General features: G+C 65.5%; 22 protein-coding genes and 1 tRNA gene. 11 read left to right on the top strand and 12 right to left on the bottom strand.

The window, feature by feature from the left end:
* Window positions 1–30 precede the first annotated feature (30 nt).
* A complete protein-coding gene (locus GFS60_RS11450; RefSeq protein WP_159921310.1) occupies window positions 31–1,629 on the top strand; it encodes a glycoside hydrolase family 13 protein in 1,599 nt (532 codons plus the stop codon).
* Window positions 1,617–2,543 carry an EamA family transporter gene (locus tag GFS60_RS11445; protein ID WP_159921308.1) on the top strand — a complete coding sequence of 309 codons (927 nt, stop codon included), beginning with the start codon at window positions 1,617–1,619 and terminating at the stop codon, window positions 2,541–2,543. The genes GFS60_RS11450 and GFS60_RS11445 overlap by 13 nt, the downstream gene beginning before the upstream one ends.
* Here the strand turns inward: GFS60_RS11445 and GFS60_RS11440 are convergent.
* The 7 genes from GFS60_RS11440 to GFS60_RS11410 all read right to left on the bottom strand — a co-directional run bounded on the left by GFS60_RS11440 (window position 2,533) and on the right by GFS60_RS11410 (window position 13,524).
* On the bottom strand, window positions 2,533–3,219 hold the full coding sequence (locus tag GFS60_RS11440; protein ID WP_159921306.1) for a hypothetical protein: 687 nt from the start codon (window positions 3,217–3,219) through the stop codon (window positions 2,533–2,535). The genes GFS60_RS11445 and GFS60_RS11440 overlap by 11 nt on opposite strands.
* Complete coding sequence (locus GFS60_RS11435) at window positions 3,212–3,637, bottom strand: acyl-CoA thioesterase (protein WP_159921304.1); 426 nt, start codon at window positions 3,635–3,637, stop codon at window positions 3,212–3,214. Before GFS60_RS11435 ends, GFS60_RS11440 begins: the two co-directional genes overlap by 8 nt.
* Complete coding sequence (locus GFS60_RS11430; RefSeq protein ID WP_159921302.1) at window positions 3,634–8,532, bottom strand: NAD-glutamate dehydrogenase; 4,899 nt, start codon at window positions 8,530–8,532, stop codon at window positions 3,634–3,636. The genes GFS60_RS11435 and GFS60_RS11430 overlap by 4 nt, the downstream gene beginning before the upstream one ends.
* A gap of 107 nt (window positions 8,533–8,639) precedes the next feature.
* On the bottom strand, window positions 8,640–9,065 hold the full coding sequence (locus GFS60_RS11425; RefSeq protein WP_109328819.1) for an acyl-CoA thioesterase: 426 nt from the start codon (window positions 9,063–9,065) through the stop codon (window positions 8,640–8,642).
* 1 nt (window position 9,066) lies between these two features.
* Window positions 9,067–10,746 carry an energy-dependent translational throttle protein EttA gene (gene ettA, locus GFS60_RS11420; RefSeq protein WP_109328817.1) on the bottom strand — a complete coding sequence of 560 codons (1,680 nt, stop codon included), beginning with the start codon at window positions 10,744–10,746 and terminating at the stop codon, window positions 9,067–9,069.
* Window positions 10,747–10,861: 115 nt separating this feature from the next.
* Entirely contained in the window at window positions 10,862–11,326 is a 465-nt protein-coding gene (locus tag GFS60_RS11415) for a single-stranded DNA-binding protein (RefSeq protein WP_159921300.1), read from the bottom strand.
* 167 nt (window positions 11,327–11,493) lie between these two features.
* Window positions 11,494–13,524, bottom strand: coding sequence for a cytochrome c oxidase assembly protein (locus GFS60_RS11410; protein WP_159921298.1), 2,031 nt, complete (start codon window positions 13,522–13,524; stop codon window positions 11,494–11,496).
* Window positions 13,525–13,625: 101 nt separating this feature from the next.
* Here GFS60_RS11410 and GFS60_RS11405 point away from each other — a divergent pair, with 101 nt between their 5' ends.
* Both GFS60_RS11405 and GFS60_RS11400 read left to right on the top strand, forming a co-directional pair.
* On the top strand, window positions 13,626–14,000 hold the full coding sequence (locus GFS60_RS11405; protein ID WP_159921296.1) for a DUF4345 family protein: 375 nt from the start codon (window positions 13,626–13,628) through the stop codon (window positions 13,998–14,000).
* A gap of 61 nt (window positions 14,001–14,061) precedes the next feature.
* A tRNA-Arg gene (locus tag GFS60_RS11400) sits at window positions 14,062–14,134 on the top strand.
* A 359-nt stretch (window positions 14,135–14,493) separates the two neighbouring features.
* On the opposite strand, the gene GFS60_RS11395 is transcribed toward GFS60_RS11400, so the two are convergent.
* The gene (locus GFS60_RS11395; RefSeq protein ID WP_159921294.1) at window positions 14,494–15,210 is read right to left on the bottom strand and encodes an SDR family oxidoreductase; all 717 of its coding nucleotides are present in this window, start codon (window positions 15,208–15,210) and stop codon (window positions 14,494–14,496) included.
* A 95-nt stretch (window positions 15,211–15,305) separates the two neighbouring features.
* Here GFS60_RS11395 and GFS60_RS11390 point away from each other — a divergent pair, with 95 nt between their 5' ends.
* Window positions 15,306–15,797 (top strand): winged helix-turn-helix transcriptional regulator, encoded by a 492-nt coding sequence (locus GFS60_RS11390; RefSeq protein WP_159921292.1) that lies wholly within the window; start codon window positions 15,306–15,308, stop codon window positions 15,795–15,797.
* Between the two features lie 95 nt (window positions 15,798–15,892).
* Window positions 15,893–17,236, top strand: coding sequence for an NADP-specific glutamate dehydrogenase (gene gdhA, locus GFS60_RS11385; RefSeq protein ID WP_159921290.1), 1,344 nt, complete (start codon window positions 15,893–15,895; stop codon window positions 17,234–17,236).
* A gap of 62 nt (window positions 17,237–17,298) precedes the next feature.
* Here gdhA and GFS60_RS11380 read toward each other — a convergent pair whose 3' ends face one another.
* Genes GFS60_RS11380 through GFS60_RS11370 form a run of 3 tightly spaced genes read right to left on the bottom strand, consistent with a single transcriptional unit; the run spans window position 17,299 to window position 19,837 of the window.
* Window positions 17,299–17,511 carry a hypothetical protein gene (locus GFS60_RS11380; RefSeq protein WP_109328805.1) on the bottom strand — a complete coding sequence of 71 codons (213 nt, stop codon included), beginning with the start codon at window positions 17,509–17,511 and terminating at the stop codon, window positions 17,299–17,301.
* A gap of 12 nt (window positions 17,512–17,523) precedes the next feature.
* Complete coding sequence (locus GFS60_RS11375) at window positions 17,524–18,696, bottom strand: fatty acid desaturase family protein (protein WP_159921288.1); 1,173 nt, start codon at window positions 18,694–18,696, stop codon at window positions 17,524–17,526.
* 31 nt (window positions 18,697–18,727) lie between these two features.
* The gene (locus tag GFS60_RS11370) at window positions 18,728–19,837 is read right to left on the bottom strand and encodes a ferredoxin reductase (RefSeq protein ID WP_159921286.1); all 1,110 of its coding nucleotides are present in this window, start codon (window positions 19,835–19,837) and stop codon (window positions 18,728–18,730) included.
* A gap of 132 nt (window positions 19,838–19,969) precedes the next feature.
* Here GFS60_RS11370 and GFS60_RS11365 point away from each other — a divergent pair, with 132 nt between their 5' ends.
* Complete coding sequence (locus GFS60_RS11365) at window positions 19,970–20,710, top strand: TetR family transcriptional regulator (protein ID WP_159921284.1); 741 nt, start codon at window positions 19,970–19,972, stop codon at window positions 20,708–20,710.
* A 23-nt stretch (window positions 20,711–20,733) separates the two neighbouring features.
* Window positions 20,734–21,585 carry an alpha/beta fold hydrolase gene (locus GFS60_RS11360; protein WP_159921282.1) on the top strand — a complete coding sequence of 284 codons (852 nt, stop codon included), beginning with the start codon at window positions 20,734–20,736 and terminating at the stop codon, window positions 21,583–21,585.
* Window positions 21,586–21,616: 31 nt separating this feature from the next.
* Here GFS60_RS11360 and GFS60_RS11355 read toward each other — a convergent pair whose 3' ends face one another.
* On the bottom strand, window positions 21,617–22,942 hold the full coding sequence (locus tag GFS60_RS11355; protein WP_159921280.1) for an MFS transporter: 1,326 nt from the start codon (window positions 22,940–22,942) through the stop codon (window positions 21,617–21,619).
* Between the two features lie 119 nt (window positions 22,943–23,061).
* Here GFS60_RS11355 and GFS60_RS11350 point away from each other — a divergent pair, with 119 nt between their 5' ends.
* From GFS60_RS11350 to cmrA, 3 genes are read left to right on the top strand one after another with little or no spacing between them, the layout of a single operon-like run.
* Entirely contained in the window at window positions 23,062–23,595 is a 534-nt protein-coding gene (locus GFS60_RS11350; protein WP_159921278.1) for a PadR family transcriptional regulator, read from the top strand.
* Between the two features lie 11 nt (window positions 23,596–23,606).
* Entirely contained in the window at window positions 23,607–25,631 is a 2,025-nt protein-coding gene (locus GFS60_RS11345; RefSeq protein ID WP_159921276.1) for an NADPH-dependent 2,4-dienoyl-CoA reductase, read from the top strand.
* Between the two features lie 19 nt (window positions 25,632–25,650).
* Entirely contained in the window at window positions 25,651–26,454 is an 804-nt protein-coding gene (cmrA, locus tag GFS60_RS11340; RefSeq protein ID WP_159921274.1) for a mycolate reductase, read from the top strand.
* Window positions 26,455–26,524 lie beyond the last annotated feature (70 nt).

Raw genomic sequence — 26,524 nt, 5'->3', positions numbered from 1 at the left:
GCACGCGAACCTTTGGCACGATGGGCGTTTGTGAGTACTCCCGCCGAAACGTCCGCCGACGACATGCAGCCGGCACCCTGGTGGTCCGAAGCGGTCTTCTACCAGATCTACCCGCGCTCGTTCGCCGACGCGAACGGTGACGGTGTCGGCGACCTCCGAGGTGTGCAGGAGAAACTGGGATACCTGGAACTGCTGGGTGTCGACGCCCTCTGGTTGAGCCCGGTGATGCGGTCACCCATGGCCGATCACGGTTACGACGTGTCCGATCCTCGCGACATCGATCCGCTGTTCGGCGACGTCGACGCCATGGACGACTTGATCGAAGCCGCGCACGCTCGCCAGATCAAAGTCACGATGGACCTGGTCCCCAATCACACCAGCATCGAGCACGAGTGGTTTCGAGCCGCCCTCCAGGCGTCGCCGGACAGCCCCGAACGGGACCGCTACATTTTCCGGGACGGCCGGGGACCGGATGGCTCCGAACCGCCGAACAACTGGCCGAGCATCTTCGGTGGTCCCGCATGGACGAGGATCACCGAGCCCGACGGCCGGCCCGGGCAGTGGTATCTGCACCTGTTCGCCGCGGAACAGCCCGACCTGAACTGGAACAATCCCGAGGTGTTCGAGGACCTCGAGAAGACGCTCCGGTTCTGGCTGGATCGGGGCGTCGACGGTTTCCGCATCGACGTCGCCCACGGAATGGCCAAACCCGAGGGCTTGCCGGACCACGACTGGGACACCAACGCACTTCTGCAGAACGCCGATGACGACCCGCGGTTCAACCACCCGTCCGTCCATGACATCCACCGCGGGATACGCAAGATCCTGAACGAATACCCCGGCGCCATGGCGGTCGGGGAGATCTGGGTGCGCGACAACGTGCGCTTCGGTGAGTACATCCGCCCCGACGAGCTGAATCTCGGCTTCAATTTCCGCCTTGCCGAGGCCGAATTCTCGGCGGAATCCGTGCGCGAGGCCATCGAGAATTCCCTGGCAGCGGTGGAACAGGTGGGTGCCACGCCCACCTGGACGCTGTCCAATCATGACGTCGACCGGGAGGTCACCCGGTACGGCGGTGGTGTGATCGGCCTCGCCCGCGCCCGCGCCATGGCTTTGGTCGAACTGGCGCTGCCCGGCACCACGTTCATCTACAACGGCGCCGAGCTGGGGTTGCCCAACGTGGACCTTCCCGACGACGCCCTGCAGGACCCGGTGTGGGAGCGTTCGGGACACACCGAACGTGGTCGTGACGGGTGCCGAGTCCCGCTCCCCTGGGAAGGCGTCGAACCGCCGTTCGGGTTCACCACCGGCGCGTCGACGTGGCTTCCGATGCCCGAGGACTGGTCGTCGCTCACGGCGGAGGCGCAGCTCGAGGATGTCACCTCCACTCTCTCCCTCTACCGCGCTGCGCTCGAACTGCGCGAGCTCCGCCCGGAGTTCTCCGGTCCCGGCGTCGACTGGTACGGGAGTCCCCCCGGCTGCTTCGCGTTCCGTCGTGGCGGTGGCCTCATCTGCGCGCTGAACGCCACCGATGCACCCATCTCGCTGCCGCCGGGCGAAGTACTTCTGAGCAGCGCTCCCCTCGTCGACGGGCAGCTGCCCCCCAACGCTGCTGCGTGGCTCATCTGACGCGCGCCCCCGCCGTCGCGGCCGTCGTCGCCGCCTCGATCCTGTTCGGAACCACAGGGACCGCTCAGGCACTCGCCTCCCGTTCACTCGGGTTCGATCTCGACCCGCTGGCAGTCGGCTCTGCCCGGGTAGCCGCAGCCGGGGCTCTTCTCGCCGCCTTCGCGGCGCTACGGGGAGGCCTCGGATTCGAATGCGCACCCGGAGCCCGTCGGTACCTGCCGGCCGTGTGCGGCGGACTGGGTGTGGCCGCCTACCAACTCGGGTTCTTCAGTGGTGTGCAGAGCGCGGGGGTCGCGGCCGGGACGATGATCGCGCTCGGCTCCGGCCCCGCATTCACCGGCGCACTCCAATGGGCGGTCCATCGACACCGGCCCGGCCCGTTATGGGCGGTATCCACGGTGATCGCAGTGGCCGGAATGGCTTTGATCGTGGCGGGGACCGGCGCAAACACCGACTCGTCCGACATGCTCGCCGGCGCAGTCCCCGCACTGATCGCGGGCCTCGGCTACGCCACCTACACGGTGGCGGGCTCGTCCCTGATGGAAGCCGGGGCAGGTCCCGAGGCCGCCATGGGACAGATGTTCGGGCTCGGCGGCTTGTTCTTGCTGCCCGTTCTGATCGCGACCTGGCCCGGCGGTCTCAACACGGCAGCGGGGGCCGCCGCGGCCGGCTATCTGGTGCTCGTTCCGACGGTGCTGGCCTACTTACTGTTCGCGGCCGGGCTGCGCCGTCTCCCGCCCGCCACGGTTGCCACGCTCACGCTCACCGAGCCCGTCGTCGCGGCGCTCCTGGGTACCGCGATACTCGGCGAGGAACTGACCGTCGTCGCGGGCATCGGGATGGCCGCGGTGGTCGCGTCACTTGCCGTCCTCGCGGTGAGCACACTGCGAACACCGTCAGGTGCTACCGGGTGACCGACAGCGGGATCGTCCCGCCGCGGTGACGGTAGACGGACCCGAACCGGGCATCCACCCGCAGCCACGACGCGGTGGCGCGGACCCGGACCAGCTCCGAGGCGTCGATGCGTTCGAGGTCGATGTCGGCGGTCAGGCGATCCGAGCCCGCGTGCGGAATGAATCCGAGTGCTGTGAGGGCGAACACCACCCGCATGGCCACACCCACCGTCTGCCCGGCACCGTGCACCTGCAGCACCTCTTGATCGAGCAGCGACGCGGGAGGCCCCTGACTGCTTCCGTGCTCCTGCGCCAGGGCGGCTCCGCGTTGGGCGAGGTCGACCAGCACCCGCGCCGGGACGTCGTCGATGTGCACGAAACCCTCCGCGGGCGGCAGTGCGCCCCGCCACGCCGAGTCCATCGAGTATCCGGGGTCGATGTCACCCGTGTTCACCGATCGCAGTGCCGTCAGCAGCTGGTCACCGGCGGCGGACGTATCGTCCGGGGAGACGGACCCACCGACTGTGCGCACTGCGAGGACATCGAATCCTGTTGCCGCCCAAACGGTCAGCCGATTCGCGCCCCGTTGGCGCAGGCGGACCACCGCGGATTCGTCCAAACGGACGACGCGTGCGACGAACGTGGCGAGGTCACCCCGCTCCGTGGAATCCGGAATGGACAGGTTCCGCTCATACACGCTGCCAGCTCTCCAGATACTCGCGCTCGACGGCGGTGAGCCTGCGCAGCCGCTGCGTGTCGATGTCGAAGGCCGCGATCTGCGTCGACGCCACGATCGACGCCGGCACCGATATGTCGACCCCCTTCGGGCGCACTTCGTACGCGATCGTGAAATCGACCGCCCGCACCTTCTGCACCCACATCAGGACGTCGAGTGGAGAGTCGCTGTGCCGAAGCTGCCCGCGATAACGAACGTGGAGGTCGGCGACGACGGCGCCGTCGCGCAGCGTGACCGTCGGACGATCATTCTCGAACAGCCAGGGAATCCGCGCTTCCTCCAGCAAGGTGACCATGCGAGCGTGGTTGATGTGCTGGAAGACGTCCATGTCCGACCACCGAACTTCGACCTCCGCGTGAAAACCCTCGCTCAACGTCATACCTCCGATCGGGTGCCCACACCTCGCACCATGCTGCGTACCTGACGCGCCGCCACCGAGAGCGTCGCGAGGTCAAGGGTCCCAGACTCGAAAATTTCGGTGAGAGCGGACCTCGCCCGACCCAGTCGGGAGGCATTGGTCGATTCCCAGTCGTCGATCTTCTCGCGCGGACTCTCGTCCGGCTCCCCGCCGAGGAGCACCTCCATCGTGAGCTGCCGCAGCGAACTGTAGAGGTCGTCCCGCAACGCCAGCCGTGCCAGTGAATGCCACCGGTCACCGCGAGCCAGCGTGGAGACAGCGCTGAGCAGCCAGTCGATCCCGAGGTGGGCGTCGAGTTCGTAGTACAGCTCGGCCACCTCGTCGATATCCCGTTCGGCGATGTCCGACACGTCGCTGATGTCAAGGAGGCAGTACAGGTCGAGCAGGCGGAATACCTCGAAGGCGATGTCCTCGGGCGCCCCGCGGAGAATCAGCGGCCGTACCCGGGTTTCGAGGTCCTCGACCTGATGGCCTTTGAGTAGGTGTGGGACTTTAGGGGACATCTTCCGGACATCGGTGGAGTAACGCGCGATCTCGGCTCCCACGGCCAGCGGCTGCGGCCGGTTGGTGAGGAACCACCGCGACGCACGATCGAGAACCCGCCCCGATTCGAGAATCAGATCGTCCTCGAGTGCGGCCGGCAGGTGTTCGGACCGGATGCGCGCCCACACATCGGGGAGGGCGAAGATTTCGGTGACTGCGGCGTAGGCACGAATGGCGTCGGTGCTGCTCGCTCCGGACTCGTCCGCCAACCGGTACGCGAAGGTGATGCCGCCGTTGTCGATGGTCTCGTTCGCGAGCATGGTCGCCACGATCTGCCGGCGTAGGGGGTGCGCCTTGATCGCTGTCCGGAAGCGCTCCCGCAGTATTTTCGGGAAGTAGCGCGGGAGGCGCGGCGCGAACGTGTCGCTGTCGGGCAGGTCGGTGGCGAGGAGATCATCCTTCAGCGCCAGCTTCACATGGGCGACGAGCGTGGCGAGTTCCGGCGACGTCAGACCCTGACCGGCCTGACGGCGGCGCGTGATCTCGGCGTCGGTGGGCAGCACCTCGATTTTCCGATCGAGTCCGCGCCGCTTCACCAGGTCGGCGATCTGCCGCCGGTGCACGGTGAGCATCGGTACCGCACTCGTCCGTGAGACACCGAGCAGGTTGTTCTGTGCGACGTTGTCGGCGAGGACGAGGTCGGCGACCTCGTCGGTCATCGAGGCCAGGAGCGGGTTGCGCTCCTCGGACGGCAACGCGCCACTGTTCACGAGGGAATCGAGCAGGATCTTGATGTTCACTTCGTGGTCGGAGCAGTCGACCCCTGCCGAGTTGTCGATGGCGTCGGTGTTGATTCGTCCACCGTTCTGGCTGTATTCGATTCGTCCCAGAGCGGTCACCCCGAGGTTGCCACCCTCCCCCACGACTCGGGCACGCACCTCGTTGCCGTCAATCCGGACGGCGTCGTTGCTCTTGTCGCCGACCATCGCATTGGTTTCGCCCGAGGCCTTGATGTATGTGCCGATACCGCCGTTCCACAACAGGTCGACCGGTGCCCGCAGGATCGCACGGACAAGTTCCGGCGGGGACAGTTCGGTGATCGTGTCGTCCAGCCCGAGAGCTGCGCGTGCCGGAGCGCTGATCGGAACCGATTTGCGAGTCCGGTCCCACACGCCCCCGCCGTCGCTGATCAGGCTGGTGTCGTAGTCTGCCCACGACGAACGAGGCAGAGCGAACAGGCGGGATCGCTCCCCAAAGGACCGCGCTGCATCGGGATCGGGGTCGAGGAAAACGTGGCGATGGTCGAATGCCGCGACCAGACGAATGTGCCGGCTCAGCAGCATTCCATTTCCGAAGACGTCACCGCTCATGTCCCCGACACCGACGACGGTGAAATCCTCGCGCGCCGTGTCCAACCCCACTTCCCGGAAATGCCGCTTCACGCTCTCCCACGCACCCCGCGCGGTGATGCCCATTTCCTTGTGGTCGTATCCCGCCGACCCACCGGAGGCGAAAGCGTCACCCAACCAGAATCCGTACTGCTGGGCAACGGAATTGGCGAGGTCCGAGAATTTGGCGGTGCCCTTGTCTGCGGCGACGACCAGATACCGGTCGTCACCGTCCCGGCGCACGACCCCGGGGGGCGGTACCACCTTGCCCGACGCCTGGTCGACATTGTCGGTGAGGTCCAACAGCCCGGAGATGAAGGTGCGGTACCTGTTCTGACCGGCCTCGAGCGCCTGCATCCGGTCGAGCGCCGCATCGCCCGTGGGAACCGGCGAATTCTTGACCACGAATCCGCCTTTCGCACCGACTGGCACGATCACGGCATTCTTCACGGCCTGCGCCTTCGCCAGGCCCAGGATCTCGGTGCGGAAATCCTCGCGTCGGTCCGACCAGCGAAGACCACCACGGGCTACCGGCCCGAATCGTAGGTGGACGCCCTCGACATCCGGTGAGTAGACGAAGATTTCGAACTTCGGGCGCGGCTTCGGCAACTCCAGAATTTTCGACGGATCGAGCTTGACGGACAGATACTCGCGTCGGTTGCCGGCCTCGTCCGTGACGAAGTAATTGGTACGCAAGGTGGCTTGGATCAGGCCGAAGAGGCCCCGCAAAATGCGGTCCGCGTCGAGGCTGACGACTCTGTCGATGAAGTGCCGCAGCCGCGTCTCGAGCTGGGACACCCGTTCGACGGAGGGAGTTTCGGGATCGAACATGGCCTCGAACAGTTCGACCAGGGTGCACGCCGAACGCGGATTGGCCAGTGCCACGCCCTCGATGTGAAACTGGCTGTAAGGAAAGCCGGCCTGCCGCAGGTACTTCGCGTACGCGCGCAGGATTGCCGCCTGCCGCCACGCCAACCCGGCCCGGAGGACCAGTTCGTTGAACCGGTCCGCCTCGGCACGTCCGAACCACACAGCGGTGAAAGCTTCGGTGAACCGTTCCTGCAGTTTCGGCGCCGAGCTCGCACCCTCGTCCGCCAACTCGGCGTCCAGGTCGTCCTCCACCGAATCGCGCAGCAACTCGGCCGGAACCGACAGCCCGAAATCATAGATCCAGCAACTGAAGCCGTCCGGCCTGGGAACCGCATAGGGCCGTTCGTCGAGTACCTCGACTCCCAGACTCTGCAGGACGGGAAGCACCTTGCTCAGCGAGATCCCCTCGCCCCCGACGTACAGGGTGAGACGCCAGTGCCCGACCACGGCGTCGGGGTCACGGTAGAGATGAAGATCGATCGTGCCCTCGTCCAGCGCTTCGAGTCGCACCAGGTCGTCCAGAGCACGCGCGGGGTCGAAGTCTTCCTTGTACCCCTCGGGCAGAGCATCCGCATAACGTTGCACGAGAACCGAATCCGCCCCGGGTGTGACCGCGACGAGATCACCGAGATGATCGTCCCAGCTGCGGCTCGCCTCGGACAGCATCGCCTGGATGCGCTCACGATCGGCGTCCGACAGGGCCAGTCTGGTGCCCATCTCCTCAGCAGTCCTGCGGATGGTGACGTGCAACAGTGCAAGGTCGAGTTCCGTGACCCGGGCGGTGTACTCGAGTGTGCCCCCTCCCAGTTCCCGTAGGAGAATGTTCTGCATCGCGATCCGCACCCGAGTGGTGTATCGGTCCCGGGGAAGGTAGATCAGGCAGGAGACGAACCTGCCCAGAAAGTCCTCCCGCACGAACAGACGGAGCTGCCTGCGCAACCCGATGCTGTGCACGGCCGTGACGGTGTCGAACAACGTGTCGGCGTCGCTGGAGAACAGTTCCGCCCGCGGGAATGATTGGATGACCTCGAGCATGGCCTGCCCGGAGTACGAGTTCAGCTGAAAGCCTGCCCGATCGATCACTGCACGCACGCGGCGTGCGATGACCGGGATGTCGAGGACGTTCTCGTGCAGTGCGGTGACCGTGAAGACACCGAGGAACCGGTGCTCGCCCACGATGGTGCCGTTCGAGTCGAGAATGCTGACCCCGACATAGAACGGGTACACCGAACGGTGCACGGTGGCCGGAAACGACCCCTGGGTCAGAACCAGCAGCGGGCGGTCCGGAATCTCTGCCGCCGGGGGCAGGCCGAACTGTCCGTCGGTGACGGTGTCGGACCGCAGCAGTCCGAGTCCGCTACCCGGGACGACCTCGAGTTTCCGCTGTCCTGACGAGTCGGGCTCGCCCAGCTCGAATCGGCGGTATCCCAGAGCTGCGTAATTGCCCTGCGACATCCACCGAAGGAGGTCGGCGCAGTCTTCCAGGTCTTCTTTCGTCGCCCCCGGCCTCGGCGCCGACGCCTCGAGTTGGTCGGCCAGGTTCCGCTGGAGAGTCCGCATGGCGTCGGTGTCCCGGACCACCTGGCGAACATCCGACAGGACGTTCCCGACTTCCGTCTCCAGCCTGTCCAGGACGGTGGCTTCTGCGCGGGGGTCGAGTTGAACGTGAATCCAGGACTCGGTGAGGCGATGCTCGGTGGTGTCAGTGTCCTTGTCGCCGAGCAGGATTCCGCGCAGCGCGCCGATGGGATCGCGGTGTACCGAGATGATGGGGTGGACGAATTCGCTGATGCCGATACCGAGTCGGTTAAGCAGCCCGGTGATCGATTCGACCAGCAACGGCATGTCGTCGTTGACGATCTGCAGGGATGCGCCGAGGTGGTGGCCGTCTCCGGGGCGATACACCCGGGTGACGGCCCGCTCCGGCGGGCGTTGCAGTGCCAGTGTCAGGTGGGCGGCGAGCACGGCGTCGGAGGCACCGTTGACCGCGCTTTCACTGTCGCCACGATCGACATGCCGAAAGTACGTGGCAGCGAGGGCCGGCACCTGAGATCTCAGCGCCTCGGGCAGGTTCCGGGCCCACTCCGCATCCCTCAGCGCTGCCGATTCCGTCATCGGTGATCACATCCTCTTCGTCCGATCGCCGCGGGCAGTACTCCTCGAGACTATCCCGCGGCGGTCGGAACGGAGGGTGAACTTCAGGCCGCCGCGTACCCCGCTGGTCAGCCGGTGCTGACCGGTGCGAGGTAACGCCCCAGCCCGGCACGTTCGGCGTCGGACAGTGGGCGTGAGCGTTCGGTCTTGACGTCGAAGGCCACCAGCAGGGCGTCACCCGTCCCGCACACTGCCCCGGATCGGTCGGTGACGACATGCCGAATCGTGTACGACGAGGTACCCACGTGCTGCACTGTGACGTCGACCTTCAACGGACCGGAGTCGTCGGTGATGATGCGCAGGAACTCGACGTCCATCTTGCGCACCACCATCGCCCCGGGACGCGCACCGGCAGCAGCCAATTCCGTCGTCAGGAAATGGATCCGCGCTTCCTGCATGTACTCGACGAATCGGGTGTTGTTGACGTGCCCGAGTCTGTCGGAGTCGCCCCACCGCACCTGCACTTCGTAGGTGAAGACTGCCGGCTCTCCCACGTCAGTCCCGGGTGAGCTTGCGGTGCGTGACACGGTGCGGACGTGCCGCGTCCGGTCCGAGCCGTTCGACCTTGTTCTCCTCGTAGCCCTCGAAGTTGCCCTCGTACCAGTACCAGGCAGCCTCGTTGTCACCGAAGCCGCCTTCCCACGCGAGGATGTGGGTGCAGGTCCGGTCGAGGAACCACCGGTCGTGGGAGATCACGACGGCGCAGCCGGGGAACTGTTCGAGCGCGTTCTCCAGCGAGCCGAGCGTCTCGACATCGAGGTCGTTGGTCGGCTCGTCGAGAAGGATCAAGTTGCCGCCCTGCTTGAGGGTCATTGCCAGGTTCAACCGGTTCCGCTCACCACCGGAAAGCACACCGGCAGGTTTCTGCTGGTCATGTCCCTTGAAGCCGAATGAGCTGATGTACGCGCGGGACGGCATTTCGGTCTGTCCGACGACGATGTGATCGAGACCGTCCGATACGACCTCCCACACCGTCTTGTCGGGGTCGATCCCGGTGCGGTTCTGGTCTACGTAGCTGAGCTTGACGGTCTGACCGATCTTCACCTCACCGGCATCCGGTTCCTCGAGACCGACGATGGTCTTGAACAGTGTGGTCTTACCGACACCGTTGGGACCGATGACGCCGACGATTCCGTTCCGCGGAAGTGTGAAGGACAGATCTTTGATCAGCACACGGCCGTCGAAACCCTTGTCGAGGTTCGATACCTCGACCACCACGTCACCGAGGCGCGGCGGCGCCGGAATCTGGATTTCATCGAAGTCCAGCTTGCGGGTCTTCTCCGCCTCGTTCGCCATCTCCTCGTACCGGTCGAGGCGAGCCTTGTTCTTGGCCTGGCGGGCCTTCGCTCCGGAGCGGACCCAAGCCAGCTCCTCCTTCAGGCGCTTCTGTAGCTTCTGATCCTTCTTGCCCTGAACCTCGAGCCGGGCTGCCTTCTGCTCCAGGTAGGTGGAGTAGTTGCCCTCGTACGGGTACAGGCGGCCGCGGTCGACCTCACAGATCCACTGCGCCACGTGGTCGAGGAAGTACCGGTCGTGGGTGACGGCCAGGATGGCGCCGGGGTAGGCCGCCAGGTGCTGTTCCAGCCACAGGACGCTCTCCGCGTCGAGGTGGTTGGTGGGCTCGTCGAGCAGCAGCAGGTCGGGCTTGCTGAGCAGCAGCTTGCAGAGCGCGACGCGGCGCTTCTCACCACCGGAGAGGTGCGTAACCATCTCCTCCGGCGGCGGACAACGCAAAGCGTCCATGGCCTGCTCGAGCTGGGAGTCGATCTCCCAGGCATCGGCATGGTCGAGCTTTTCCTGAAGGTTGCCCATCTCCTCCATCAGCTCGTCTGAGTAGTCGGTTGCCATCAGCTCGGCGATCTCGTTGTACCGCTTGAGCTGGACCATGGTCTCGCCCATGCCCTCCTCGACGTTCTCGCGAACAGTCTTGGATTCGTCGAGCTTGGGCTCCTGCATCAGGATTCCGACGGAGGCACCGGGAGCCAGGAATGCCTCACCGTTGCCCGGCTGATCCAGCCCCGCCATGATCTTGAGGATGCTGGACTTACCCGCGCCGTTCGGGCCGACCACACCGATCTTGGCGCCGGGGTAAAAGCTCATCGTGACGTCATCGAGGATGACCTTGTCACCGTGCGCCTTGCGCACCTTCTTCATCGTGTAAATGAACTCAGCCATGTGGCCAGCCTAATGGTGTAGGGCGTCGAACCCACATTTGCGGATCGTGGGAAGAGGTGAACGGATGCTTTCCGGCTCGCCCGGGCACCCAGCTGCGCGGGTGCCCGGCGCCGCATCAGGCGACGAGCGTCTCTGCGGCTGCCTGTTCTGTGGAGACCGAATCCGTGGAGGCAGATTCCGCGGAAGAAGTTTCCGTTGCTTCCACAGGCGCAACGGTCCGGGGTTCCCGGTCGAGGACGACCGTGCACCGCGCAAGATCGGGTCCGACCGCGGTGGCGCTCAACTCGAGGTCGGTCCGAGCGACGCCGTCTCGCGTCGTGTATTCGTTGGTCCGCAGTTCACCGGTGACGATCACCGGATCCCCTTTCGCCAGCGACTGCACCACGCCGGACATCAGCCGGCGCCGGCAGGTGACCGTGAGGTACAGCGTGCTGCCGTCGCGCCACTCCCCCGTCGTGTAGTCGCGGCGGCGTACCGTGCTTGCCATCCGGAAGGCGAGAAACTCCTCGCCGGCGGATCCGGATCGTGTGGCCGGTGTAGTGATGACCGTGCCGACCACCGTGCCGTGTGTCTCGTACATTCGCGCTCCTCCTGTGTCGTTCTGCAATTGCCGTTGGACACAGCCTGCCTCTCTGGAACCGCGCAATCGTCGCCCGCGACGAATCTGTGGAGAATCGGGCCGGGTGTGGACAACCGACCGAAAACCGGGAATGACCAGCCCGTCGTGTCGGGGATGCGTGCTAGCGGTCAGAGTCCAGCCTCGCGGTCGCGTTTCGCGAGCTCAGCGAACATGGCGTTGTGGGCGGCGAGGTCCGCGTCGTCGTCCCGGTCGGCCGCCCGGTCCACGCGTCGCGCGGTGCGGTCGTCGCTGCGCGACCACTGGATGAGGAGCGCCATCATGACGAGCACCAGAGGAATTTCGCCCGTGGCCCAAGCAATGCTGCCGCCCAGTTTCTGGTCCCCCACCAGGTCCGAGTTCCAGCCGAGGCCCAGCGAACGGTAGTACCACTCGCCCATGACGGCGCCCATGCTCATCAGCGCGACCCCGAAGAAGGCGTGAAACGGCAGCGACCCGAACACCATCGCGAGTTTCGTCACGGGCTGCAGCTGGCGCGGGGAGGGGTCGACACCGATCGCCACCCAGTAGAAGAGGTACCCGCTGAGCAGGAAGTGCAGGTTCATCAAGAGGTGGGCGGAGTGTGAGTCGACGGTGGCGCCGAAGATTCCGCCGAGGTACAGCGCATAGAAGCCGCCGACGAACAGAGCCGCCGCGACGAGGGGGTGAGTGATGAATTGCGAGAACCGGCTGTGCAGCGCGGCCAGGATCCATTCCCGTAGCCCCGGCACACCGTCCTTGCCCGCCGGATCGAGTGCTCGCAGCGCGAGAGTGATCGGTGCCCCGAGAACGAGGAGAACCGGGGCCAGCATGGACAGCGCCATGTGCGCACCCATGTGCACGCTGAACACCGCTGGTGCGTAGCGCCCCACCCCGGACGACGTGGCCAGGAGGAGTACCGCGCATCCGCACATCCAGGCGAGCGTCCGGCCGAGCGGCCAGCTGTCGCCGCGGCGGTGGAGCTTGCGCAAACCGAGTACATAGACGAGGGCGAGCACCAGTGCAGCGGTGCCGTAGAGCAGATCGAACCGCCAGTCCAACATCAGTCGGGCGAACGTCGGCGGTCCGGAGAGGTTGTAACCGAGTTCGACCTCGGTGAGAGTCGGTGCTCTAGTCGGTGCAGGCGGGGGCGTCCGACCCAATCCGACAGCGAGACCGATCGTCGCGGCGAAGACAATGGCTTCCGCGCCCGCGAACCTGATGAGGTTGCCGCGGTTCGAGGGGTCTTTCTGCAGTGCGGGCAGAGCCCGGCGGCGTTGCGCCCAGCCGAACCCGCCGAGGAGGACGAGCGCGACCGTCTTGGCCACCACCAGGCGCCCGTAGGTGGTGTCGACGAGGTCGCCGATGGGCACACGCACCAGGGCGTTGATCACGCCGCTGACTGCCATCACGGCGAAACACACGGTTGCCACCGAGGAGAAACGCCTCGCCGCGACATCGGTGTGGGCGCCTCGCCGACGGGCGTGCGCGAGCAGGGCGAACAGCCCGCCTGCCCACAGCGATGCCGCAACCAGGTGCAGGATCAGGCTGTTGGTAGCCAGGTCGTGGGAGCCGCCGGAGGACGAGTGCCCCGTCAGTGCCAGCGGCATCAACCCCAAGATGCCTGCGACGAGCAGGATCGGCGTCCACCACCATCGCAGCACCAACCGGGACACGATCGCGAGGACGATCGCGATGATCGCCGTCCAGCGCCACGCCCCGGCCAGTTCCACCTGGTCGATCGCGGCGAACATGTTGCTCGGCTTCACCGCTTCCGTGAACGGTTGCCCGGAGGTGTCCGACAGCGTCAGTGGAACGAGGACCAGCGCGGACGCCGCCCACACGATGGCGCCATAAGACGCCGTCCGGACCGCACGGTAGCCGTCCACGTCCAGTACCCCCGACTTCTGCGGCGGTACGAAGAAGGCGGCGAGCAGGAGTGATCCGATGGTGACGACGGCCGCGATCTCCGACACCGCCCGCAACGCAGGCAGCCCATAGGTGGTGACCGGTCCCGGATCCGGGATACCGAGCAGCACGAGGGCCTGAGCGGCAGACAAGCCGACGACGAGTGCAGCGACCAGCCCGGCAATGAGTCCCGCCACGACGAACAGGGCCGTGGAATCGGCCCGAGCCGGACTGTTGGACGTCGAGTCGGAGGCCGTGAGCTGGGGTGTAGCCATACCTCCAGGGTAGGACCTACGACGCCGTGTCGGAGACCGAGGGTCGGCGGATGCTCCGCTACCGTCGGCGGAAGCCCCTTCCGCGGAGTCGAGGAGACAGTATGGCCGCGCTTCTGATCATTCTGGTGGCGTTGTTCTTCGCAGGGATGGGCCTCTACGGCCTGGTCACGCCTGCCCGTCTCGTGGCGCCGTTCGGGTTGACCGCCGACTCGCCGACCGCCCGCGCCGAGGTTCGTGCGGTGTACGGCGGATTCGGCGTCGCGGTGGCTGCGTTGCTCGGATTCGCCGCGTTCGACGTCGAGGGCATCAGATCGGTGGCCGCCGTCGTGGTGGCCGTGGCTCTCGTCGGCATGGCCGCGGGGCGCATCGTCGCCGGGCTCGTCGATCGACCCCAGCGTTTCTACCCCGTCTGGTTCTACTTTGTCGTGGAGCTCGTTCTGGCCGGGATGCTGGTATGGGCTGCTGCCATCAGCTGACGACACGAGCTGTGCAGCCGTCCTCGAGCGGCGTCCGGGCAACAGGTAATATTTCGACCGCGCCTCCGTAGCTCAGGGGATAGAGCAAGAGCCTTCTAATCTCTTGGTCGCAGGTTCGAATCCTGCCGGGGGCACATTAGGCACAAGTGCGCCACCGCATAGGCACACATCCGGTTTCCCGCCGTCGCGGGAACCGGATGTGGCCTGTGCACCGAGCACGATCGAACCCACGATCCGCGGCGTTTCCGTCCGCATCGCGCTGCGCAGCAGGCGCGCGACGCCGTAGGAACAGGCGCGAGTCGATGTCTCTGTTCCCCCGAAAGGGCCGCAGGCGCCCGGTAGGTATTTCATCCCGCTTCCGAACCCAGCCCCTGATACTCGCGCGTAGCAAACAGACCGTCTAGTCTGTTGTCGCACCGTCCCACCCGACAGGACGGATGCTCGGGAACCCGTCACCTGCCTCCGCGAGTGGCGGGTTTCCTTATTTCGCGTCCTACCCAACGACCTGGGCCGCGAGCTGCGGATACAGGCCCTCGAGTTCCCCGGCGAGTGCCGCCTTCACAGTACGGCTGACATCGTCGGCCAGCACCTCCGTGGCGCCCGACTCCACGCCGTCGAACGCCAACCGGGCAACCTCGGGTGCCGAGATCTTGGGGACGTCGAGGCCCGCGGTCATGTCGGTGTCCATGTACGCCAGATGCAGCCCGACCACCTGAATGTTCCGTTCCGCGAGCTCCAGGCGCATCGCGTTGGTGGCACTCCACATCGCCGCCTTGGAGACGCTGTACGACCCACTCACCGCCAGCCAGGACAGCACCGAGTGGACGTTGAGCACCGCACCACCACCGTTGGCGGCGATGATGGGGGCGAGCACCCTGGTCACATTCAGGGGGCCGAAGAGGTTGGTTTCGAGTTCGCGGCGCATCTTGCCGAGGTCACCGGTGAGTGGTGACTCGCCGAGATAAATTCCGGCATTGTTGATCAGCACACCAATGTCGCCCACGTATTGCGCTGCAGCGTAGACGGATTCGGGATCGGTCACATCCAGGGTCACCGGTACCACCTGGGGGTGGTCGACGATCGTCGACGCGTCGCGCGCCGCCGCGTAGACAGTTCGCGCCCCACGCGAGAGGGCCTCGGTGACGAAAGCGCGGCCGAGGCCGCGATTGGCCCCGGTGACGAGGACAGATCGGTCGTGAATCTTGGTCATGAAGACCCCTTCGAGTAAGTCTGGATATCCAACTGACTGTGTCCGGTCAGCGTATTCGCCATGAGTTGGAAAACACAACCCTCTATGATGGAGACATGAACGAGGGTCGAGCCGATCGAACGACGCCGAAGATGGCCATGGACCGCATGCCGCTGGCGCCGCGCCCCTGCGCGATCGCCGCCACCATGGAACTCATCGGCGACCGCTGGTCCATGCTCGTCATCCGCGAACTGAGCTATGAAGTGCATCGCTTCGACAAAATCGCCGGCTACATCGGCGTCTCGCGTGACATCCTCACCGCACGCCTTCGGAAGCTGGAAGAGGTAGGCGTCATCGAACGCCGGCAGTATTCCGAGCGGCCTCCCAGGTTCGAGTACCACCTGACCCGGGCCGGGGAGGAGCTTCGGCCGCTCCTGCTGTCGCTGTTCGAGTGGGGTAGCAAGTGGGCGGTGGAGGAGCCGGCCTCCGAGCTACTGCACGACTGCGGACATGTGCTCGAACTCGAACATCGCTGCAGGCATTGCGGCGGCGAGGTCGACCAAGCCGCCGTCGCGATGCGGGCTCGTTCACACAGCCGAACCACCTGATCCCGGCGCCGGCACCTGCACTTTCTCACCGACGTCTATAGTTCGCCTAAATGTAAGGTAAAGAAAGCCTCACAGCGGCAGATGGGTGGATGTGGGTGTCAACGCGCGACCGAGTAGCCGAAATCTATGAACAGGTCCGCCTACGCAATGCGGGCGAACCGGAGTTCCATCAGGCGGCGGCAGAAGTGTTCGAGTCGCTTCAGATCGTTCTCGACCATCACCCGCACTACGCGGATTCCGGGCTGATCGAGCGCCTGTGCGAGCCCGAACGACAAATCATCTTCCGAGTGCCCTGGGTGGACGACGCCGGAAGTGTGCACGTCAATCGCGGATTTCGGGTGCAGTACAACAGTGTGCTCGGCCCCTACAAGGGCGGTCTCCGCTTCCACCCGAGCGTGAATCTCGGAATCGTGAAGTTCCTCGGTTTCGAGCAAATCTTCAAGAACGCACTCACCGGACTCCCGATCGGTGGTGGCAAAGGGGGTTCCGACTTCGACCCCAAGGGCCGTTCGGACGCCGAGATCATGCGTTTCTGCCAGTCCTTCATGACCGAACTGCACCGCCACATCGGCGAGTACGTCGACGTCCCTGCCGGTGACATCGGTGTCGGTGGACGCGAGATCGGCTATCTGTTCGGTCAATACAAACGCCTCACCAATTCCTACGAGTCGGGTGTCCTCACCGGCAAAGGCCTCACCTGGGGCGGTTCACAGGTGCGGCGCGAGGCCACCGGTTACGGAGTGGCCTACTTCGTCGCCGAGATGTTGCACGCAGCACGCACCTCGTTGGACGGGAAGACGGTGGTGATCTCCGGCTCCGGAAACGTCGCCATCCATGCCATCGAGAAGATCCACCAGCTCGGCGGCGTCGCGGTTGCGTGCTCGGATTCGTCGGGATATGTCGTCGACGAGAAGGGCCTCGACGTCGACCTCCTGAAGGAGATCAAGGAAGTGCGGCGCGGGCGCATCGGCGAATACGCCGATACCGTGCCGCACGCGAGATTCGTTCCGAACGGATCGATCTGGGACGTCCGATGTGATGTCGCACTTCCCTGCGCCACCCAGAACGAACTCGACGAAGCAGCTGCCAAGACTTTGGTGGCCAATGGCGTCGAGGCCGTCGCCGAAGGCGCGAACATGCCGACCACCCCTCAGGGAGTACAGGTGTTTCGCGACGCCGGCGTGGCCTTCGCACCAGGCAAGGCCGCCAACGCCGGCGGTGTCGCAACGTCGGCACTCGAGATGCAGCAGAACGCGTCCCGCGACTCGTGGAGCTTCGAGTACACCGACGAGCGACTGGCCGGGATCATGCGCGGCATCCACGACCGCACCGTCGCCACCGCCGACGAGTACGGGATGCCCGGCGATTACGTCCACGGCGCGAACATTGCCGGCTTCGTCAAGGTGGCCGACGCAATGATCTCACTCGGCGTCATCTGACCGAGCGGTCCCGAGACGACAGGAGGGCACGGCCGCATCGGCCGTGCCCTCCTGTCTCGTCATCAGTCGATCGGCTTGTCGTCCAAGCCTTCGTCCTCGCGGGCCTTCTTCGCGGCCTCCCGCATCTCGATTCCGTCCGACACCCAGTCACCGATCTCCCGGGTGACGTCGCGAACCGCGCCGGCGATGATGGTCGCGATGTGTCCCACGTGCGTGGCCGCGGATTCCGTCAGTTCCTGCACGGTGTCCTTGCGCCGTTCGAACTTCCCCACCATGTGTTTCGCCTCTCAGGCTGCAGTCTTCTGCCGCTCGACGATAACACCGGGAGGGGTGTCGGACGAGAGGAGGCCGGGCGGGAGCGCCAGCTTGAAGATCTTCCCCCACACGGAGCCGATCTGCTTGAAGAAGCCACCGGTGTTGTAGGGAAGTCCGTGCTTCTCACACAGCGCCCTTACCTGGGGGGCGAGCTCCGGGTAGCGGTGGGCCGGCAGGTCCGGGAACAGGTGATGCTCGATCTGGTGAGAGAGGTTGCCCGACATGATGTGGAACAGCGGGCTGCCCTCGATGTTGGCGCTGCCGAGCATCTGCCGCACGTACCACTCGCCGCGAGTCTCCTCCGCGGTCTCGTCCTCGGTGAAACTCTGGACACCGCTGGGGAAGTGGCCGCAGAAGATGATCGAGTACGCCCACACGTTGCGGATCAGGTTGGCGGTGACGTTGCCGAGCAGCGTGGGAATGAACAACGGTCCGGTCAGTGCAGGGAAGATCGCGTAGTCCTTGAGCACCTGGCGCCCGGCCTTGTTCCACCACCCTTTGAGTAGCGGCTTGACGTCGTGCCACTTCCTCTTGCCCTGAATGACGTTCTCGGCCTCGAGGTCGTGCAACATGACGCCCCACTCGAACAGCATCATCAACAGGAAGGCGTAGACGGGGTTGCCGAGGTAGTACGGATTCCACTTCTGGGCCTCGTCGATCCGCAAGATGCCGTAACCGATGTCCCGGTCGCGCCCCAGGATGTTCGTGTACGTGTGATGCATGTAGTTGTGGGAGTGCTTCCACTGGTCGGCCGGGCACACGGTGTCCCATTCGAAGACCCGCGAGTTCAGTCCCGGTTCACGCATCCAGTCGTACTGGCCGTGCATGACGTTGTGGCCGATTTCCATGTTGTCGAGGATCTTCGAGATCCCCAGGGCACCGACGCCCGCGATCCAGGCGGGCGGAAAGAATCCGAGGTACATCAGCCCGCGGCCGGCGACCTCGAAGCCCCTCTGGGCCTTGATGATCTTGTAGATGTACTCGCGGTCCTCCGCGCCGAGATCGGCAACGGTGCGATCACGAAGTGCGTCGAGTTCCCGGCCGATTTCCTCGACCTGGTCGTGCGTGAGCACAACGGGGGCTGTCGAATGTTTGTCGTCCGAGCCGTCGACGAACGGCAGGAACGAAAGTGAGAGTCCAAACATGTCGGTCTCCAAGTGTGTGATGTCGAGTGAGTCAGATGTCGAGGGCGACGTCGCCGACAGGGACCGAGACACACAACTGAATGGCCTTGTCCGGATCGGTGTCGGTGTCGCCGGTACGTACGTTCTTGGTGCATCCCAATTTCTTCACCGCGGTGCAGGAGAAGCAGATGCCCATCCGGCAGCCGTACTCGGGATGAAGTCCGGCGGCCTCGGCCTGTTCCAGCAGGGTCCCACCGGAGTTGTCGGCCGTGACTCCACTGGCCGTGAAGGACAGCTCACCACCGGCCTCACCCTCGACCGGCGTCGCGGCGGGAGCGAACTCCTCGGTGTGGAGACGGTCCTCGATGCCGAGTTCCCGGTACACCTCCCGAACACCACGCATCAGGCCGGGCGGACCGCAGAGAAAGGTCTCGGCCTCGGCGTACCAGGGCGCGACCGCATCGAGATGCTTCTGCCCGAAGAAGCCGTGCAGATGTCCGCCGGTCTCCTGATCGGTGTACGCCAGCACGAGGTTGACGTTGGGGTTGGCGTCGGCAAGCTCGCGAAGCTCGTCCAGATAGGCGACGTCGTTTTCGGTGTACGCGTAGTGCAGAAAAGTCACGCTTCCCGCGTGCTTCTCCTCGACGAGAGTGCGAAGCATCGAGAGGACCGGGGTGATCCCGCTGCCACCACTCACGAGGAGAACTCGGCGCGGCCGGGCGGTCGGCAGGACAAATTCCCCCGCTGCCTGCGACAGGTCGAGGATCAGTCCGGGCCGGGCGTTTTCGTGAAGATACTGCGACACGAGGCCGTCGGGGTGTGCCTTGATCGTCAACTCGATGGTGCCGTCCGGGGACGACTGAGCGTTGGCCGGCGAGTAGCAACGAGTGTGGCGAACTCCGTCGATCACTACCCCTACCTGCACAAACTGCCCGGCGCGGAATCCGCGCCACTGACGGGTCGGGCGCAGCGTGAGCGTGACGGTGTCCGCGGTCGACCGATCGACCGCGAGCACCTCGGCTCGCAGATCACGCACGGTGACCATCGGCGTGACGAGTTCGAGGTAACGGTCGAGCTGATGCGGAGTGGCCATCGCCTCGAACAACGACAGCAGCGAGAACCTGCGTCCCTCCGCCGGACGACTGGTGTGAGCAACTGACACGGCAGCCTCCTCCATTTGAGTGCACGGTTGTACACTGACAATAGTGTGACAGGTGCAGACAGGTAGTTGTCAATCGAAATGTGACGGCAGGCACACACGCGAGTGCCGTCACCTCGGACAGATCGGAAAGACATGACGGACGAGCAATACGGTCAGCCCGTGGTTACGGACGGTGCGGCAGCCGACGTCCTCGTGATCGACGCTCCCGTCGCCACGAATAGACTCGGTACCGTGAGTCAGTCGACCGGTGCGGAACCCGAGAGCAGGGCAGCACGTAAAGAGCGCACCCGGAAGGCCCTCTTGGACGGCACCCTCGACCTCATGGCGGACCGGAGCTTCGCGGGTGTGAGCCTGCGGGAAATTGCCCGCCATGCAGGAATCGTGCCCACTGCGTTCTATCGGCACTTCGCGTCCATCGAGGAACTCGGCGTCGTTCTCGTCGAGGAGAGCATGCGAATGCTGCGACAGATGCTGCGCGATGCCCGCCGCAACCCGAGCACCAAGAGTGCGGGCGCGTCTCTCGACATCCTCGTCCGCCAGGTCCGCACTCACGAGGCACAGTTCCGCTTCCTCAGTCGTGAGCGCTACGGCGGTGTTCCCGAGATCCGCCGCGCCATCGCCACCGAGATGCGACTGTTCGTCAGCGAGCTGACCGTGGATCTCACGCGAATCGGCGGCCTCGAGTCGTGGGACGCCGACGACCTCGAGATGGCGGCCGACCTGATCGTCTCCACGATGTTCGCCGTCGTCGTCGACCTCCTCGAAGCCGACCGTCCCGGCGTGCGTACCGAAGCCGAGGTGGTCGCCCGCGCCGAACGCCAGCTACGGCTCATCATGCTCGGCATGACGGCGTGGAATCCCCGGAGGAGTTGACCCTGCCGCCGTACGGTGGGGGCATGCTGCCAACCTCCGAAAACGTGACCATCCCCATCGGCGACCTGACCTTCGACGTCACCGTCAACGGCCCTTCCGACGGCGAAGCAGCCATTCTCCTGCACGGGTTTCCGGAAAGCGCTGCGTCGTGGACGCCGGTCGCCGCCCTCCTCGCACAGTCCGGGATGCGGACCTATGCACCGAATCAGCGTGGATATTCGGCTGGTGCGCGGCCAGAGGGTACCGACGCCTACCGCATCGACCACCTCGTCGGGGACGTCATCGCTCTCCTGGACGCACTCGGCCTCGAGAAAGCGCATCTCGTAGGCCATGACTGGGGCGCCATCGTTGCGTGGGTCGTGGCGGCGCGACACCCCGGCCGAATCACTTCACTCACGACCGTTTCGGTGCCTCATCCGGGCGCCTTCGGCTGGGCGCTGCGCGAGGACGCCGACCAGAAAGAACGGTCGTCCTACATTCGCCTGCTGCGGATGGAGGGCAAGGCCGAACATGTGCTCCTGCGCGAGAACGCGCAGTCGCTGCGGGCGATGTTCGGCGATGTCGTCCCGCCCGAACTCGTCGACCGGCATGTCGCAGTCCTCACCGAGCCGGGCGCGCTCACCGGGGCCCTGAACTGGTACCGGGCAATGACAAGAGATTTTGACCAGACCCCCGCCGTCACGGTCCCCACCACCTACGTCTGGAGTACCGGCGACACAGCGCTGGGCCGCGCCGGAGCCGAGAAGTGTGGCGAGTTCGTGGACGCACCATACGAGTTCGTCGTCCTCGACGACGCGACGCACTGGATCCCCGAGCAGTGCCCCGAGGACCTCGCCGAGGCGATACTTCGGCGGGCCGGAATGGCCGCCCGCTGATTGTCGCCTCTGGGAGCTGACGCAGGACGCGTCAGCTCCGCTCCGGGGCACGCACCACGGTCAGGGCCGCGAGTCCGAGGGCCAGCACGATCAGCAGACCGAGGATACCGGCCCGGTCTGCGCCGAACCACCACGCGAAGAGTCCGAACAGCGTCGGCGACAGGAACGACACCGCGCGTCCGGTCGTCGCGTACAGACCGAACATCTGCCCCTCGCGGCCGGGCGGGGTGATCCTCGCGAGGAACGTGCGCGACGAGGACTGCGCGGGTCCCACGAAAAGGCACAGCAGGAGACCGAAGATCCAGAACATTCCCGGACCGGACACAAACGTCAAGATGATGCCGACGACGATCATCGCGGCCAGCGACGCCGCGATGACCGTCTTGGGACCCACCCGGTCGTCGAAGCGGCCTGCCGTGAGTGCGCCGACGGCGGAGACGATATTTGCCGCGACACCGAACAGCAGCACATCTCCGGCACTGATGCCGTACACATTGACGGCGAGGACAGCACCGAACGTGAACACCCCGGCCAGTCCGTCGCGGAAGAGCGCACTGGCGCCGAGGAAGTACACCGTGCGGCGGTCGGCAGACCAGAGGCTGCGCAGATCTCGCCACAGGATCCGATACGACTCCACGAAACCGGCCTTGTCGGCGCCCGGATCGACCTGGGGCCGCGGCAGTTCGGGAACTTTCAGCAGCACAGGTATCGCGAAGACGGCGAACCAGATCGCCGCGAGCAGCGCCACCATCCGGATGTTCAGGCCACCGTCCGTGGTGAACCCCAGTGCTCCGCGGGTGTCCCCGTCACCGGCGATGAAGCCGAAGTAGCACAACAGAAGAAGCACGATCCCGCCGAAATAGCCCATTGCCCAACCGAAGCCGGACACCCGACCTATATTCGACGGCGTCGACACCTGCCGCAACATGGCGTTGTACGGCACACCGGCGAGCTCGAAGATCACCGAACCGGCAGCAAGCAACACCAGACCGAGCCAGAGGTACTCGACCGAGTCGCGGACGAAGAACATGCCGGCCATGCAGGCCACGGTCGCGAAGGTGAGGACACCGAGCGCGCGCTTGCGCCGTCCTGCGGCGTCGAATCGCTGCCCGGTGACCGGCGCCAGCACCGCGATAAGGAATCCGGCGATCCCCAGCGACCACCCGAGCCAGGTGCTCGCAGAGATCGATCCTTCGAGGTCCTCCCCCACTGCGTCGGTGAGGTAGACGGAAAAGACGAACGTGAGGATCACCGCATTGAAGGCGGCTGACCCCCAGTCCCACAGACCCCACGCGACGACCTGTTTGCGCGTCGCAGCCTCACCGATCCCGGCGGGCGGACGAACTTCGGTGCTCATGTCGCGAGCCTATGTGAGCGAACGGGTCGTTCGTACTCTCCGACGCAACGTCCCACTCGCACCGAGCGGATTGTGTGCACTTAGTTGCATAGGCACTTCGTTGCATACATACTTTCTTCGTGGCACTCGAACATGCGCTTCTCGTCTCCCTCACCGAACATTCCGGGTCGGGATATGAATTGGCACGCCGATTCGACAAATCGATCGGCTTCTTCCAGAGCGCCACTCACCAGCAGATCTACCGGCTGCTCAAGCGCATGGACGAAGCCGGGTGGGTCGATCCTGAAGTCGTAGCGCAGGACAGCCGGCCGGACAAGAAGGTGTATCGGGTCAGCGCGGCAGGTCGCGCCGAGTTGCAGCGTTGGATCGCCGAGCCCACCGAACCGAATCACCTGCGTAACGAGCTTGCGGTCAAAATCCGCGCCGCCCAGCAAGGGGACATTCCCGCACTGGCCGCCGAAGTCGCCCGGCACCGCGACGGCCACGCTGCCCGGCTCGAGATCTACCGCATGATCGAAAAACGTGACTTCCCGGCGCCGGACCAACTCTCCGGCACCGCCCTTCACCAGTACCTCGTCCTGCGCGGCGGCATCCGCGTCGAAGAGGGGTTCGCCGGCTGGTGCCAAGAAGTGCTCGACGCCCTCTCGCAGTAAGGACACGCCGCATGACACAGTTTCCCCAGCTCCTCGCCCCGCTGGACCTCGGTTTCACGACTCTGAAGAACCGGGTGATCATGGGTTCGATCCACACCGGCCTCGAAGACCGCGCCAAGGACGTACCTCGACTGGCGGCGTACTTCGCCGAGCGCGCCCGCGGTGGTGTCGCCCTGATCGTCACCGGTGGGTACGCCCCCAACCGCACCGGCTGGCTGCTGCCTTTCGGGGCCAAGCTCACCAACCGCGTGGAGGCCCGGCGGCACCGTGCGATTACCCAGGCCGTGCACGACGAGGGCGGCATGATCGCCCTGCAGATCCTGCACGCAGGCCGTTACAGCTATCAGCCGTTCAGCGTCTCCGCCTCCTCCATCAAGGCCCCGATCAACCCGTTCCGCCCCCGGAGACTCACCGGCCGCGGCGTCCGCTGGCAGATCCGCAACTTCGTGCGGTGCGCGCGGCTGGCACAGCGGGCGAACTACGACGGCGTCGAAATCATGGCGGGTGAGGGCTACTTCATCAATCAGTTCCTGTGCGAACGCACCAACAAGCGGACTGACGAGTGGGGTGGCACGCCCGAGAACCGCCGCCGAATCGCCGTCGAGATAGTTCGCCGCACCCGGGCCGCCGTGGGCCGCGACTTCATCATCATCTTCCGCTTGTCGATGGCCGATCTCGTGGAAGGCGGTCAGACGTGGGACGACATCGTCGCTCTGGCCAAGGACGTGGAAGCTGCCGGTGCCACGATCATCAACACCGACATCGGCTGGCACGAATCCCGCGTCCCCACCATCGTCACGTCGGTGCCGCGCGCGGCGTTCGCCGACATCACCGGCAAGCTCGAGAAGCACGTGAACATTCCGGTGGCCGCGTCCAATCGGATCAACATGCCCGAGGTCGCGGAGGAAATACTCACCCGCGGTGATGCTCAGCTGATCTCGATGGCCCGCCCGATGCTCGCCGACCCCGACTGGGTCCGCAAAGCCGAAGCCGGAAACTCGGACGAAATCAACACCTGCATCGCATGCAACCAGGCGTGCCTCGACCACGCCTTCGTCCGCAAGCACGTGTCCTGCCTGCTGAATCCGCGTGCGGGCCGGGAGACGGAACTGACGCTCTCCCCCACCCGGACCGCGAAGCGCGTCGCAGTTGTGGGCGCCGGCCCCGCGGGATTGTCCGCGGCGCTCGGCCTGGCGCAGCGGGGCCACACGGTGACGCTGTTCGAGGCGGACTCCGAAATCGGGGGCCAGTTCGGCATCGCCCGCAAGATCCCCGGCAAGGAGGAGTTCGCGGAGACCATTCGCTACTACAACCGGCAACTCGCACTCGCCGGTGTGGATGTCCGGCTCGACACCCGCGTCGCAGCGGTCGATCTCGTCGGCCACTACGACGAGGTGGTGATCGCCACCGGCGTCACCCCGCGCCTCCCGTCGATTCCCGGCATCGACCATCCCACAGTGCTCACGTACCCCGAGGTGGTGCGGGGTGGGAAGTCGGTCGGGAAGTCGGTTGCCGTGATCGGTGCCGGCGGCATCGGCGTGGACGTCAGCGAGTTTCTCACCCACGAGCACTCACCGACTCTCGACCTGAAGGAATGGAAGCAGGAGTGGGGGGTCACCGAACCCGAGGCCGCGGCCGGCGCCCTCACCACACCCATACCCGAGCCGTCGCCTCGTGAGGTGTACCTCCTCCAGCGTAAGAGCGGGCGTATCGGGGCGGGGCTCGCGAAAACGACGGGTTGGGTGCACCGCGCCGCCCTCAAGAACAAGGGCGTGCACGAGTTGTCCGGCGTCAACTACGAGCGCATCGACGACGAGGGACTCCACATCACCTTCGGCGACAAACGCGAGAAGCCCCGCACCCTCGCCGTCGACAACGTGGTGATCTGCGCAGGTCAGGAGTCCGTGCGCGACCTGGTCGACGAGCTGACCGTCGCCGGGGTCAGCACCCATGTCATCGGCGGCGCCGACGTCGCAGCCGAACTCGATGCCAAACGCGCCATCGAACAGGGCACCCGGCTCGCGGCGCGCATCTGACGCACTACGCTGACTGACCGTGAGTTTGCCGAACCCCACCCCCAGTGCCCGCGCCGTCGTCACCGGCGCCTCGTCCGGTATCGGCGAGGCGCTGGCCAGGGATCTCGCCTCCCGTGGTCATTCCCTCATCCTCGTCGCCCGGCGCGGCGAGGTCATGGAGTCGTTGGCGGCGACGCTCCGCGCCGAACACGGTGTCGAGGTGGACGTGCGGGCGTGCGACCTGTCCGATCGTGACGCACGTTCCGCCCTGGTCGACGAGATCGCCGGCCGGGAGATCAGCGTGCTGTGCAACAACGCCGGCATCGCAACGTTCGGCGCGGTCGCCGACCTCGATCCCGCCTACGAACGGGCGCAGGTCGAACTGAATGCCGTTGCCGTTCATGATCTCACCCTCGCCGTGCTTCCGGGCATGCTGGAACGCAAGTCCGGCGCGATCCTGATGGTCGGATCGGCGGCAGGCAACATGCCCATCCCCCACAACGCCACCTACGCGGCTACGAAGGCCTTCGTCAACACCTTCTCCGAGTCGCTGCGCGGCGAACTCAAGGGCTCGGGGGTCGGCGTGACTCTGCTCGCCCCGGGACCGGTCCGCACCGAGGAACCCGACCCCGCGGACGCGTCCATCGTCGACAAGCTGGTCCCCGACTTCCTGTGGATCTCCAGCGAATACACCGCCAAGGTGTCGCTCGACGGCTTGGCCGACAACAAGATGCGTGTGGTGCCGGGCATCATCAGTAAGGCGATGTCCGTTGCGGGACAGTACAGTCCGCGCGCCGTCGTGGCGCCGATCGTGGGAAGTTTCTACAAGAAGTTGGGCAACTAGACGGCGGCGAATGTACCGTTCGACGCTTCCACCGCGCTGAACGGTACGTTCGCCCCGAGCGCAGCCGATG

It is taken from the genome of Rhodococcus sp. WAY2 (assembly GCF_009859915.1).
GTDB classification, from domain to species: Bacteria; Actinomycetota; Actinomycetes; order Mycobacteriales; family Mycobacteriaceae; genus Rhodococcus_F; species Rhodococcus_F oxybenzonivorans.
Note: the sequence above shows the minus strand (reverse complement) of the source record. Positions and strands in the feature narration are given on the sequence as shown.

Coding starts and splice junctions, on each gene's coding strand:
- GFS60_RS11410 (WP_159921298.1), bottom strand. CDS start 13,524: ATGGCTACACCCCAGCTCACGGCCTCCGACTCGACGTCCAACAGTCCG.
- GFS60_RS11405 (WP_159921296.1), top strand. CDS start 13,626: ATGGCCGCGCTTCTGATCATTCTGGTGGCGTTGTTCTTCGCAGGGATG.
- GFS60_RS11390 (WP_159921292.1), top strand. CDS start 15,306: ATGAACGAGGGTCGAGCCGATCGAACGACGCCGAAGATGGCCATGGAC.
- GFS60_RS11360 (WP_159921282.1), top strand. CDS start 20,734: ATGCTGCCAACCTCCGAAAACGTGACCATCCCCATCGGCGACCTGACC.
- GFS60_RS11415 (WP_159921300.1), bottom strand. CDS start 11,326: ATGTACGAGACACACGGCACGGTGGTCGGCACGGTCATCACTACACCG.
- GFS60_RS11430 (WP_159921302.1), bottom strand. CDS start 8,532: ATGACGGAATCGGCAGCGCTGAGGGATGCGGAGTGGGCCCGGAACCTG.
- ettA (WP_109328817.1), bottom strand. CDS start 10,746: ATGGCTGAGTTCATTTACACGATGAAGAAGGTGCGCAAGGCGCACGGT.
- GFS60_RS11355 (WP_159921280.1), bottom strand. CDS start 22,942: ATGAGCACCGAAGTTCGTCCGCCCGCCGGGATCGGTGAGGCTGCGACG.
- GFS60_RS11395 (WP_159921294.1), bottom strand. CDS start 15,210: ATGACCAAGATTCACGACCGATCTGTCCTCGTCACCGGGGCCAATCGC.
- GFS60_RS11435 (WP_159921304.1), bottom strand. CDS start 3,637: ATGACGTTGAGCGAGGGTTTTCACGCGGAGGTCGAAGTTCGGTGGTCG.
- GFS60_RS11380 (WP_109328805.1), bottom strand. CDS start 17,511: ATGGTGGGGAAGTTCGAACGGCGCAAGGACACCGTGCAGGAACTGACG.
- GFS60_RS11365 (WP_159921284.1), top strand. CDS start 19,970: ATGACGGACGAGCAATACGGTCAGCCCGTGGTTACGGACGGTGCGGCA.
- GFS60_RS11345 (WP_159921276.1), top strand. CDS start 23,607: ATGACACAGTTTCCCCAGCTCCTCGCCCCGCTGGACCTCGGTTTCACG.
- GFS60_RS11375 (WP_159921288.1), bottom strand. CDS start 18,696: ATGTTTGGACTCTCACTTTCGTTCCTGCCGTTCGTCGACGGCTCGGAC.